Source organism: Haloarcula sp. S1AR25-4 (assembly GCF_031624555.1).
GTDB classification, from domain to species: Archaea; Halobacteriota; Halobacteria; order Halobacteriales; family Haloarculaceae; genus Haloarcula; species Haloarcula pellucida.
This window is the reverse complement of the sequence record NZ_JAMQOR010000004.1, coordinates 172,091-184,383: the sequence shown is the minus strand read 5'-3', so window position 1 is coordinate 184,383 and position 12,293 is coordinate 172,091. Positions and strand designations below refer to the sequence as shown.

At 58.1% G+C, this 12,293-nt stretch carries 11 protein-coding genes and 1 pseudogene; 5 read left to right on the top strand and 7 right to left on the bottom strand.

The features are described from left to right. Positions 1-46: 46 nt before the first annotated feature. Positions 47-723: pseudogene (locus NDI85_RS17765) on the bottom strand (IS6 family transposase). 164 nt (positions 724-887) lie between these two features. After that, on the bottom strand, positions 888-1,676 hold the full coding sequence (locus NDI85_RS17760; protein ID WP_310916517.1) for a helix-turn-helix domain-containing protein: 789 nt from the start codon (positions 1,674-1,676) through the stop codon (positions 888-890). Positions 1,677-1,759: 83 nt separating this feature from the next. Between NDI85_RS17760 and NDI85_RS17755 the strand changes: the two genes are divergently transcribed. After that, positions 1,760-2,092, top strand: a complete 333-nt coding sequence (locus NDI85_RS17755) for a multidrug efflux SMR transporter (RefSeq protein WP_188997377.1) — start codon at positions 1,760-1,762, stop codon at positions 2,090-2,092. 98 nt (positions 2,093-2,190) lie between these two features. Continuing rightward, on the top strand, positions 2,191-3,411 hold the full coding sequence (locus NDI85_RS17750; protein WP_310916516.1) for a digeranylgeranylglycerophospholipid reductase: 1,221 nt from the start codon (positions 2,191-2,193) through the stop codon (positions 3,409-3,411). Positions 3,412-3,664: 253 nt separating this feature from the next. Here the strand turns inward: NDI85_RS17750 and NDI85_RS17745 are convergent, their stop codons facing one another. The 3 genes from NDI85_RS17745 to NDI85_RS17735 all read right to left on the bottom strand — a co-directional run bounded on the left by NDI85_RS17745 (position 3,665) and on the right by NDI85_RS17735 (position 6,937). Next, entirely contained in the window at positions 3,665-4,087 is a 423-nt protein-coding gene (locus tag NDI85_RS17745) for a hypothetical protein (RefSeq protein WP_188997373.1), read from the bottom strand. Positions 4,088-4,212: 125 nt separating this feature from the next. After that, positions 4,213-4,383 carry a hypothetical protein gene (locus NDI85_RS17740; protein ID WP_310916515.1) on the bottom strand — a complete coding sequence of 57 codons (171 nt, stop codon included), beginning with the start codon at positions 4,381-4,383 and terminating at the stop codon, positions 4,213-4,215. 1,066 nt (positions 4,384-5,449) lie between these two features. Continuing rightward, a complete protein-coding gene (locus tag NDI85_RS17735; protein WP_188997369.1) occupies positions 5,450-6,937 on the bottom strand; it encodes an extracellular solute-binding protein in 1,488 nt (495 codons plus the stop codon). 97 nt (positions 6,938-7,034) lie between these two features. On the opposite strand from NDI85_RS17735, the gene NDI85_RS17730 reads away from it, so the two are divergent. Together NDI85_RS17730 and NDI85_RS17725 are read left to right on the top strand one after the other, a co-directional pair. Further along, entirely contained in the window at positions 7,035-9,092 is a 2,058-nt protein-coding gene (locus NDI85_RS17730) for a glycoside hydrolase family 15 protein (protein WP_310916514.1), read from the top strand. A 32-nt stretch (positions 9,093-9,124) separates the two neighbouring features. Continuing rightward, positions 9,125-10,186 (top strand): TrmB family transcriptional regulator sugar-binding domain-containing protein, encoded by a 1,062-nt coding sequence (locus tag NDI85_RS17725; RefSeq protein ID WP_310916513.1) that lies wholly within the window; start codon positions 9,125-9,127, stop codon positions 10,184-10,186. A gap of 153 nt (positions 10,187-10,339) precedes the next feature. On the opposite strand, the gene NDI85_RS17720 is transcribed toward NDI85_RS17725, so the two are convergent. Together NDI85_RS17720 and NDI85_RS17715 are read right to left on the bottom strand one after the other, a co-directional pair. Further along, positions 10,340-10,654: a hypothetical protein gene (locus NDI85_RS17720; protein ID WP_188997360.1), complete on the bottom strand. Its 315-nt coding sequence runs from the start codon at positions 10,652-10,654 to the stop codon at positions 10,340-10,342. Next, a complete protein-coding gene (locus NDI85_RS17715) occupies positions 10,654-11,013 on the bottom strand; it encodes a helix-turn-helix domain-containing protein (protein ID WP_220639439.1) in 360 nt (119 codons plus the stop codon). Before NDI85_RS17715 ends, NDI85_RS17720 begins: the two co-directional genes overlap by 1 nt. A 286-nt stretch (positions 11,014-11,299) precedes the next feature. Between NDI85_RS17715 and NDI85_RS17710 the strand changes: the two genes are divergently transcribed. Then, on the top strand, positions 11,300-12,286 hold the full coding sequence (locus NDI85_RS17710; protein WP_310916512.1) for a hypothetical protein: 987 nt from the start codon (positions 11,300-11,302) through the stop codon (positions 12,284-12,286). Positions 12,287-12,293: the final 7 nt, after the last annotated feature.

The following is a 12,293-nucleotide window of genomic DNA, read 5'->3' as shown; positions in this document are numbered from 1 at the left end:
TCGATTACTTCTCGGTGCGCTGTGACGACGGATTCATCGGCACTGTCTAGTTCTGGATCTCCTCAGCTGGCGTTCGTCCGTCGAGCGTTTGATTGGGTCGTTCGGGTTGTAGTGGTGTCTGAAGCATCGTAGCCACTGTTTCGCGCTGGATTGACTGCCCCAAAAGGAGTGAAAGCGGTCGATTCGCATGGTCACAGTCTGGATCCATTTTTCGATGTGGTTCCGAGTTCGGTAGTCAAACCGACCGCTCAATTTCTGACGAGCAAGGGCAGTCAGATAGCCACCAGCATCGACGAGAAACTCTGTCTCGTCGACATCGTGTTTCTCGGTGAGCCGATGCAGGAGCGCCGCCACGGGGTCAGTCCCGCGGCGGCTGAACACGTCAATTTCGAGCAGTAACTTCGAGTCGGTGTCGACAGCGGCGTACAACCATTTCTTTTCTCCGTCAACCGTGATTTGTTTCTCGTCGACCGCGACCCGCGACGGCTCCGCCGTCAACGGGTCGCTTTGGGCTTCAGACAGTGTATGAACCCAGTTCCAGACCGCGCTGTGAGAGCGATCGACACTCAATAGGTCTAAGATGGCGACCGTCTCCCTGATCGACAGCCCCGCCGTATGGAGACGAACCACAAACCGCCGGACGGGTGTCGGGGTGCGCTCGTTCTCCCAAACGTCTCCATTGTCCTCGTTCAACGTCTCGCTGAGGTGGTCTGCGAGTGGCATGAATACTTCTCGCTACGACCTCCTCGCTTCTCGAACTCGCTCAACTAGACAGGGCCCGGGTCAGAATATATCACTTGTTGAGGGTTTCAACAGAGCCGATCACGCCACCCCCTTATTCGATCCATCACTTCGGGACGACGGCACGCTTCTGGAGCGGTCCTCCCTTACTCGAGAAGGGGGTCAGCGTCGATCCACAGTCGTTGGAAGCACTGCTCAAATTCTTTGACGACTTGCGAATCTTTGATGCCGAGGACGCCGATTCGATCCGCATCGGATACCGGATGTGGGATATCGATCGTCGTTTCGACGTGATCGATCACATCGAATGAAGGGACGACATCAGGTATCGTCCTGACAGTCACGTCTGCTGATTGGCCCTCGATTAGACGCGGGAATCGGTCGGGAAGTACGGTAACTACTTTTTCACTAATCAGAAGGTCCACAGTGAGATCTGCGCTAGCGCCCTCGAAAAAGGCCTCCACTTCAGTTTGGAGCGTCTCCCACGTCGTATTCTCGTAGGGCGTTCCGACGGTCGCATGGACAACGTTTTCGGCGGTTCGCACGTGTTGCTGTAGCGCTGTACGCATCTCGTCACTCCCGAGTGACCCCAGCCAGAAACTACTCTCCGTAGGTGGTGTCGGCAGAAGGTTTGAACGGATCGTCGCCGCTCTCTCACGGTAACGATCCCACTTCTGTTTCAGTTCGTATGCTCGTTCGGCGAGGAGCCTGTCAACCACAGTGTCTGGCTGTACGGCGACGTACTGGTTCGGGTCATTTGACTGCAGCCGAATCAGTTTGCGAGCTTCAAGGCCGTTGAGCACGTCGTAAATACGGCCTTTTGGAACCCCGCTAATATCGGAGAGTTCAGCCGCAGTTACAGCACCTGTCACGAGGAGCGTCCGATAGACCTTCTCCTCGTAACTTGAGAGACCAAGCTCGCTCAATTCCGTCATGGATTGTCGTTGCACAGCCAAACGAATTGTAAGTGCTGTTTTGTTTCAATAGGCGCATATCGGTGGGTTTCGGACCTATCGATGTGAATCCATACGTACTGCTAGCTGGTGCAATACTTGCTGAACTGCTCGGAACGACCGCGCTTAAACTCTCAGATGGGTTTTCGGAACTCGTTCCCAGTCTTGGCGTCGTTCTCGGATACGGATTGGCCTTCTATCTCGTCTCGCTGACGGTAGAGGAACTACCGATCGGTGTCGTCTATGGGACGTGGGCCGCATTGGGAATCGTCGGGGTGGCAGCGATCGGTGTCGTCGTTTTCGACGAACCCATCGATCTGGCTGGGGTACTTGGTATCTTCCTTATCATCAGTGGCGTGTACTGCATTACCGTCGTGTCACAGACGTCTGCTCACTAACGCATATCGCGAGATGATACACTGAGAGAAAAACAAACCGTAAGTGGTGGTGTGTTTCAATATCTTTTCGCCCTCTTTCGGTTATGTGTGGACTATCCATGTCCGATCAGTATGACGTGATCGTCGCTGGGGCAGGTCCAGCGGGGGCGCAGTGTGCGCGAGATCTCGCTGGGCGTGGCTACGAGGTCGTCGTTCTGGAAACCGAAGCGGAAACCGCGTTCCCAGCACAGAGCAACAAATCCACCGGCGGCACGTTCGCGTCTCTGATGACCGCCTTCGGCATCCCGGACGACGTGGTCATGCACGCGACCGAGTCGGTAGTTCTTGAATCACCAAATGAAAACGTCATCCAGGACCAGCCAGGCTTCGTCTTAGACTTCGGGGCGTTCAAGAAGTTCCTCGTCGAGGACGGTCGGGAAAAAGGTGCTGCGTATCGGTTTGATGCCCGCGTCCGAGAACCAATCGTCGAAGACGGCGCCGTTGTCGGTGTCCGGTATAATCGCGATCAGGAGGTCTACGGCGAGATTGTTATCGATGCCACGGGGCCGGCCGCGCCACTGGCCAAAGACGTAGGGATAGTAACGCTTGAGCGAAAGAACCACGCAATTGGCGTCGAGTACGTGTTTGAGGGCGTCGATCTCACTCATCCCGATTTTGCTGATCTCACTGACGCGATGATGTTGCGGCTGGACCACGAGTACGCCCCCGGTGGGTACTCGTGGATTTTCCACACCGGTGATGACACAGCGAAAGTCGGTATCTGTTACATCCAGAACGAGCGCTATCGAGAACACGCCACGCAAGATCGTACTGTTGATGGCTACCTCGAACACTGGCTTGACACCGACCCGCGTTTCGAGGACGCCAGACGAGTTGCAGATAATCAGGTACGGGGTTCTGCACACGTTCAGGCCCCGGATTCGCTGAGTACCGATTCGTTCATGGCGATTGGTGATACCGTTCCGTCAGTCGACCCTGTGTGGGGCGAGGGGATCTACAAGTGTATGAAATCAGCTCGCGCAGCCGCGATGACAGCCGATCGCTGCCTTACGAGGAAGGTAGACACCTCCGCTGAGGAGATGGCGACCTACGACGACCTCTGGCACGAGCAAGTCGCGCCCAGACGAGACCGTCGCCTGCTGATGACGAAGTTGCTATACCTTGCATCGAATGAACGATACGACCGGCTCATGCGAGATCTAAACGAGCGCAACCGCGATGCTCTGTCGGATATTAACGACGGCAACACGCGTGAGATTGCAAAACTGTTGTATCCGACAGACATATCCTACCTCTGGAAGTACTGGCGAGAAACGTAGTCTGGGGACCGACGCTCGTCTACACCACTACTCTCGCTGGTAAAACCAACCGTCGTCGAGGATCGATCAGCTGGGCATGGCCGGTTCGCTATCGGTACCTACGTGGCTACGACGCCCGAGACGTGGCTTGGGACGGCGTCGAGCATCGGGGCGTCGTACTGATTGGCGGTCGCCGACGGCGTCGACGGCGACGAAGCACGGGAATCGGGTCACTCTTCGCAGGCGGCGTGACCAGTAGCGGTGCCAGTTCGGGCTAAAAGACCGGTCGGAGACCGAACCGACCGAGAGCGTGGTCAAGCCCCACTCTAAGTACGGCTTCGCCGAGCGTAATTGCCAATACGAACCCAAGGAGAATGGGCCAAACCGTCAGATACGACGAGAGCGGATGGGGGTGCGCTCCGTATAGCCATTGAGACACTGTCTCGGTAAAGACCCAGAGCGTTGCAAGCGGTGAAGAAACGAGAGAGAAGCGACCAAACAGGTACAGCGGAACGGCGGCTGTCAAGAACAGCCCAACCAACGAGTACGCAAAAGCGAATGCGATGGCCGCTCCGTCCTGCGAAGAAAAATGAACACCGACCGAGAGGAACCACGAAAGGACGACGATCGCGTACATAGCGCCTCCGAGGGCCGCGAAGACGCGTGCGTCAGTGGTCTCGATGGCGGAGATGTGCATGCTACCGGAGAGACGTCTCCGATCACCCATTATAGTTTACATTACACACCGGCCTCGTCGACGAAGGCACCGAATGGCCGGATGACACCACAGGAACTGGGGCGCTTGCAGTCGAGAGTCCCTGATTAGTTTGTATTGTCGGATGAGGTGTTGGAGAACCGGTCGCGAAATACCTCGTCTACTCCCTCGCCGTACTCGGCATCGCGGTAGTCCTCCTTCGTGAGATTGGCTTCTTCGATGAGGGGTGCTGCTTCGCCGGCCCAGATATAGAACGCGATAAGCGTCTCTTCGCGCATCTCTTTGCGGCCGATGGAGTGATACACGTTGACAAACCTGCCAGACACCTGTTGAGCTGTGATTGTTGTATGAGTCCGAACGCAACCAGCTCGGTGCGGCATGTTCTGACCGTCCCCTCAGCGTAGCCCAGACGCTCTGCTAGCTCGGCGGGTGATGGCGGTCCGTCATGGATAACGCAGAGACAGATATCCAGCCCGCTGCGACCGATTCCGACTCAAACACAGCTAGCGGAATCATTCGTGTCGGGCACCGCTGACGTGGTGCCCTTGTCCTCTTCGACTCCACAGCTATAGCTCAGCAGTATCAACGACCTCCAACGCAAGAGCGAAGGTATTTATTAGAGATAGCCGTTCGTAATGTTTCTATTCATCGAAATAACCAGAAATAAGACTATGCCGACTAGTGCCGGGAGGACGAGAGGTGGGTCATCAAAAATCGTGGTAAGTATATATCCACCTATGAAAACCGTTAGTACGGCTAAAACGGTCGAGGCGAGAGGACTGAATTGCATGACTATTTTTCTTTTTAATCGCCAGCCATTTAATCAATTTTGCTGGCAGATATTATATGGGTAGAAGACGGTCAGAACTCGTTAGATTTGTTTCTACGTGTTACCAGAATCCTGGCTGGGGTTCGCTCATTGTCGTCGTTCCATTGGCAGTACTGTCATATGCAGTATCAACTGTTCGGAAGTGATATTTCTGGCCAACCGTGACCGAATCACGCAGTCCAATAGTGAATGTGCCGTCCACGACGTACAAGACGACGCAGTCGACCCGACCGTCGTCGACGACGTTCCCTCCGACCCCGACGTCGAACGGCAGGCCACGTTCGGCCACGATAGCACGTTCGACGTCGAGATCGACCTGACTGGCAAGATGCCAGCACCTGCGTGGCTGCCATATCTGTACGCAGACAGTCCCAAGAGACGAACGTGCCGTGCTATAGTAACAATTGAAACGATTCACACACCGACCGCACCGCCATCGTGCGGTCGGGTGTGCATTGATTTTCAATGGCTACTATAGTACTGTCCCGTGTCGGGACGTGCGATCAGTTGTTGAGTCAGTTGGGCTGTTCAGTCTGCTCCAGAGTGGACTGGAGGGAGCGCATTGCCTCGGCGGAGGTGGCTGCCCGGTCGACTGCCCGGTTGGTTTGCTGGGCGATCTTGCTCGACTGGTTGTTCCAGACGGCCGTGACCGGACGCGCCATCGTGTTCTCTCCGGCCACACGGAGCGTGTCCATGTAGTTCCCGATCGGCTCGACGTTCTCGGCCGTGCTAGAGCCAAACAGGTCTGCGCGCGGCGGGAGCCAGCCTTCCATCTCCAGTAAGAACAACTGGAACTCCTCGCGCGTCGCAGCTTGGATGACCTCTGCCACCGCGTCGAGTTTCTCGCTGTACGGGTTGGCAGTGATATGCCAGCCACCGAGTGCGGATGTCGTCCCGCCGGTACCGGGGAACTGGGCCTCGCTCTCTGAGACGGCGTACGGAATCGGCATCGTTCCGAGATCATCACCGAACTCACCGGCTGCTTGGTTGATGGCGTAGGGCCAGTTGCGGTGGAAGACGGCGTTACCGTCGATGAACGGGGCGAGGGAGCTGTCCTCGATCCAGCTGAGGATGTTGGTCGGCGTGAAACCGCCGCCGTAGCTGCTAAACTGCCCGCCGGAGTCCTCGTCGTGGACGAACTTCCGCATCATGTTCAGCGAGTCGATGACGGGTTCGGAATCGACGGTGACGGGCCGCTCGCCGACCGGGCCGAAGAGGTTCTCTCGGCCGCCGAAGTACGCACCACCCCACGAGGACATGACCTCGTTGAACGTACAGCAGGCAGTGCCGACGTAGATGTCCCACTGGGTGGTAAAGCCGTAATCGAGCCCGGCGTCGTCCTGCACGTCGGCGGCGATGTTCGACCACTCTTCCCACGTCATCGGTTCGGTGGCCCAGTTGTCCTCGGTCGGGTTGTAGCCCGCCCGCTCGACGAGGTCCTTTCGGTACAGCATCGTCGGGTAGTCGGGGTACAGCGGAACGCCGAACAGGTTACCGCTAGCTGGGTCGATAGCCGTCTCGGTGAACCCGCTAAAGTACTCGTTCTCGATTGTCGAGAGCGTCTCGTCTGAGAGCACTTCAGAGAGGTTGGCGAGTTGTCCCCGCTGGATGAAGATGTTCACCCAGCCGTTGTCCATCATGAACATGTCGGGACTCGTTTCTTGCGAGCTCAGCAGGCGGTTGTAGGCCGCCCGTCGCTTCCCGCTGTCCGGTTGACCGGGTTGGAACTCGACCCGGATGTCGTCTGAGAGGCCGCCTTTGTTGTGAAGTGCCTCGCGGACCTGTGCAGCGTGGTCCTGCGCAACGGTCGCGTCGAACCCCCAAGTCACAGTCGTTCCACCACTGTCGGAACTGCCGGTCTGTGCTCCGGAATTCGACCCCCCATCGAATACGCTTGCGCAACCCGAGAGGCCGGCTGCGAGGCCCGATGCCCCCGCACCGAGGACGAATCGCCGTCGTGAGACGCTACTGCCGTTCTGAGTCGTGTCTTCGGTCTCTGTCATCGCTCGTTTTGTTCATTAAAATACATCCACTTATACCTTAGGGATTTGGTTTGGGATATCACAAGAACTTTATCTGCACCGCGGACACTCTTCGGCTATGGCGCTCCGACGGTCACTCGACGACTACAAGCGAAACGGCGGAGAAACGGACGTGTTTCCGGGCGAGCGGCGAACACAGTCGGGCCGGTTTACCGGCTCAGACCAGCGCCTCGTATACGTCAGCCCGAACGGCTCGATTCGGGATCATTCGTATCCACTCGCCGGACTTCACGGGATCGCATCTTCGCGGTTTGGTATCAACGTCGACGGAACAGTCCGGTGGTTCGATAGTCTCGATACGTCGACCCAGACGTATCACGAAGGCACGTCGCTCGTCGAAACGGTCCACCAGTTCGAGGCGTTCGATGTAGTGCAACGCGATTTTACTGCGGGGAACTCACACGTGACCGCCTTCGAACTGCAGGCAGAATCGCCGGACAACGCAGAAATCGTGGGGTTCATCGAATTCGCTCCGGAAGGACAGGAAGGTCGAGTCGGACAGTTGGTTCACGAGGACGCCTTGGAGGTGTATCACAATCGAGAGCACGACTATCTCGGCACGTCGACCGAGCTAGTGGAACGAGACCCCGAATCGCTGGAGGCGTTCGACGAAATCCTCGCCGAAGAACCACAGTCGTTCCCGAGGGTCGGTACGGCTGAAAACTACGAGGGCAGCCGCCTCACCGGTGGTGTGGGCTTCAGTGCTGCAGTGGTGAATGGGACGACCACAGTCGTCAACATGCTATCAGATATCGAGGCCCAGTCGCGTGCAGACAGTCTCGCTTCTATCGCTGATCAGACACAGCGCTACGACGAGCCATCGACGATACTCACCGCTGCACGACGAGCGGGTCACTCTCCGGCGGTTCCGGGCCAACTCGTCGGGACCGACCTCCACGTGCTCGAATTGTTGTCCGCACCGACCGGGGGACGAATAGCGGGCCCCGATTTCGACCCGTACTACCAGTACTCGGGTGGATATGGATACACGTGGTTCAGGGACGACGGTGAAATCGCGATGTTTCTCTTCGAAGCCGACGAGCGACTCGACCTCGACTTGCAGGAGACCCACCGGAAGAGTGCCCAGTTCTATCTCCAAACGCAGTTAGAGGACGGCCGATGGCCCCACCGCGTGTGGCCGATGAACGGACGACTGGCACCGGGCTGGGCAAACGGGCACATTGAGGGAACAGAAACGCAGTATCAAGCCGACCAGACCGCGAGTGTCCTCGTCTTCCTCGCGGAGTACTTCGCGACACACAGTACGTCACTGCAGGAGGAGTTCAGGAGCGATATCGAGGCCGCGTTACAGTCGGGGTTGAACGGACTGGACATCTCGATGGAAGCAGACGGGTTACCGACGGTGTGTGAGAACGCGTGGGAGAACATGAACGGCCGGTTTACGCACACGGCCGCGAAGTTCTTGCACGCGTACAGCGCAATCGCGACTGCACCGTGTGACTCGACCACCCGAGAACGCGCGGCAACGCAGGCAACCCACCTCTACGACGCACTCGAGACCATGTGGTGTCCTGAAAGGGGGATCTACGGGCTTCGGTTGGTCGACGATGAACTGGACACGCGAGTCGACAGTACCACGTTCTCACTGATCGATGCCCATCTCGCCTACGCGGACGTGGGCGATATCGGCGACGAGAGACTCCACCGACTCGAATCGCACCTCGAAACGGCGTTTTCTCGGCTCTGGAAAGAAACCGACAGTGTACGTGGGCTGACGCGGTTCGAGGACGATACCTGGCGTCGACGGGGCCAGCAGAGTGAAAAAGTGTGGACCGTCTCGACCGGCTGGGGTGCATACGCGGCCGAAAAAGCGATTCAGCTGTTCCCGACAACAGAGCAGTTCGACCCGAGATCGTGGTCCGATCGATTGTTCGCGGAAATCGATCTGACAGGCTCGCTGTGTCTTCAGTCAGGGTACTTACCAGAACAGTTCTTCGACTCCGGTGTGCCAGATAGTGCAACGCCACTCGGGTGGTCCCATGCCATTCGACTCGCGACGTACGCCACCCGAACGACGCGAGAGACGCATCCGCCCGATCAGTGCACCAACACGCCGCCGTCTGGTGGCGACGGACGACGCGACCACTCATACTAACGTTTATACAGCGCCTTGGCTCAAAAGTAGCTATGGAGGACGAGGTCGTCGATAGTCTGAAAAAGTTCGGTCTCTCAGAGAAGGAGGCACTCGCATACGTGACGATTCTCCGAAACGGAGCGACGACGATTCGGGTGGTCTCTGAAGAGACAGACATCTCTAAGAGCTACGCCTATGACATCGTGGGTAGCTTAGAAGACCGCGACCTCATCGACATCGACGACCACGTCCAGCCGACGCAGTTGCGAGCCATTCCGCCATCCGACGGTATCGAGAATCTCGTGTCTCAGTTACACACGGTCGAGACGCAACTAGAGGAGTTGTTCGACTCAGAGAGTTACGAACAACAGAAGTTCAGCATCATCAAGTCCCGTCGGACGATAGTCACACACCTTAACGAGCTGATCGACTCCGCGGAATCGGAGATCGTGCTGGCGCTACCGGCCTCAGTACTCCATAGAGTCGAAGACGCACTCAAAACGGCACAGGAGCGGGGCGTGTTCTGTATGCTACTGGTAACGGAGTATGACGGCGAGACGCCCATAGACGGGTCGGTTGCGAACATCGTACAAACGTGGAGTGCACCCGCGCCGGTCACCCTCACAACCGACCGGACGGACGGAATCGTCTCGTCAGCCGACGCCATCTTAAATTCGAACTCGGACGAGTACGCGATATACCACGCGGAAGAACACATCGTCTCCTCGCTCTTCGATAGCTTCATCGCGAACTACTGGCCGATGGGTGAGCAAATTCACGTCGGGCCAAGAGGGCCGGTTCCGAAAACGTACGCTAGTTTTCGTCACGCGGTGTTCGACGCGACATTGCATCTGCAGGACGGGAACGTCGTCACCGCCGAAATGGAGCTTCGGCCGACACAAAGCGAGAGGCCGTTCGAGACGACGACTGGAACCATCGTCGACGTAAAGCAAAGCATCGTTCGTCCCTTCACGAACGAGTTCCCCACACAGGAGTCGTTCGTCGTCGAAACAGACGACGAACGGTTCACTGTCGGTGGGTCCAAGGCGTTTTTAGAGGATTTTGAGGCACAGCGTGTCTCGTTCCAACAGCTCGCTGACTCGAACGTGAACTGATCGACCGGGTCGAGTCGGTACAGGCGGTTCGTGTTCGACTGTTCGCTGGTCGAGTACTGAACGGTAGCACGCTCATACTGCTGGCTGTAAGTTCGTACAGATATTCGCCACCCCGGGGTGGCGAAGTACTTCAGTTTGTTACAGCCACCAGTATCAGTTGCGGTTCTGGACCTCCGGTGGCTCCGTTCGCCGTCCGCCAGCGCCGGGCGCGTACAGCGAGACGACGATGAGTGACATGCCCAGACCGACGAACCCGGTCTGGATCGCGCCAGAGAGCAGTGTCGAGAGGTGAAACACGTCGTAGCAGATGCCTTCGAGGACTGAGCCGACGCTGAGAAGCGTGAACCCGCTCGCAACGAGTAGCATCCGCTGACTGCGTTCACGACGAGCGGCCCGATACCCTTGCAGTGCGATTACGAGTCCGAGTAAGACAGTCAGGGCCTTCGCGGCGAGTAACCCAAAGAGCATCAGTCCCACCTCGGTTGCATCGCGTCCCACATCGTCCGAAGACGGTCCGGTGCGTCGTCGCGCCTGTCGACGTCGATCGCCAGATCACCGTCGTCGAGACTGACCGAGAGACGGTCCAGATTCGATTCGAAGCGTCTGTAATGGTTCCCGTCGGACTGCAGTTCCGTCCGCTCGCGAAGCAGACCGAATTCCAGCAGGTCCTCGATACGTCGGTAGATGGTCGCCAGCGATGCGTCACAGTGTGGCTCCATGGACTGAGCCGACATCGGCTCGCGGTCGGCCACAATCAGAATACGTTTGACGACGTCGTCGCTGAGCAAGTCGAGTATCCGGTCGTTTGCCCCCTCGGTTCCGGCCATACAGGTATGCCCTCTCGGGGCTTCGGGGACTTACTTACCCCCTGTATAAGCCGCCGGTTCACCGGTCTCGGTGGGGAGTGTGACGCTGGTACAGTGCGTTCGCACCGGCTGCGAACGCGCTCCCCTATTTATCTCCGACAGCGTTCTCACCTGATATATGAGTGCCGGCACAGCCAGTCCGGCTCGCTCATGAGACACTGATACGAACTCATGCAAACGCAGCACACCTCGCCTACAGCCGTTCTCGAACAGCACTCCGAACGAGCCGCCGGTCGTCTGGAGACAAATGAGCGATAAGAACCCGACGCGGAGACGCATACTGCTGGGTGCGAGCACGCTCGTCGGACTGGCGGGGTGTACCAGTCTCGGCGCCGACGAGGCGACCACGCCGGAGACGGAGACGACGCAGCAGAAGGCTTCGGATACCGCCTCGCCGACTGAGACGGTATCTCAGACAGCGACGGAAGAAGACGTTCCGGGATACATCGAGGACCACTGGCACGGGCGGCTCTTCGTCGAGATAGACGGCGACATCGTCGACTTCGCACAACCGAAGTACTACCTCGACAACATCGAGGACGAGCGACCGGAGACGGTGTACTTCCACTTCCATGACTCCGCCCACGGACCCAACGAGTGGAGCAACGAGAAGCAGGTGGTCACGTTCGAGCGCGCACTGAATCTGCTTCCGGGCATCGAGTACACGCGACGCGACGGCGACCACGTCGTCGGCTACGAGGGCACGACCTACGACGGCGCCGACGACGGGACCGACGTCTCCGTCCACCGCGGGACCGAGCGGATAGATCCGACGACTTACGAGGTCGAAAACGGCGACGATTTTTGGGTTAGCGTCCGGACGGCCGAGGGCTCGACCGCCGGCTCCGATCGGTCCGGACAGCTCGTCGTCGACGTGAACAACCGCCGACTGAACGAGGGCGGCGAGACGTTCCGTCGCGTCGACACCGATCAGTTCGAATTCCGCGACGACGGCGAACGATATCGGTGGTACAACACCGGGGAACCGGTGACGGTAGCCGAAGCACTCGGAGCGCTGCCGAACGTGGAGTACAGACAGGACAGCGCGGGCGACCACGTCTTCGACTACGGAACCGGCGGCGACCTCGGCGGCACCTATCACGACGCCGCTGACGCGACGGAGATACTCGTCCGTCAGCGGGCCACCCCAGTCGATCCAACCACCTACGAGCTGCAAGACGGCGACGTCGTCTGGGTGTACGTCCACACGGATAACGCACCCAACAACAACTGAGACAACT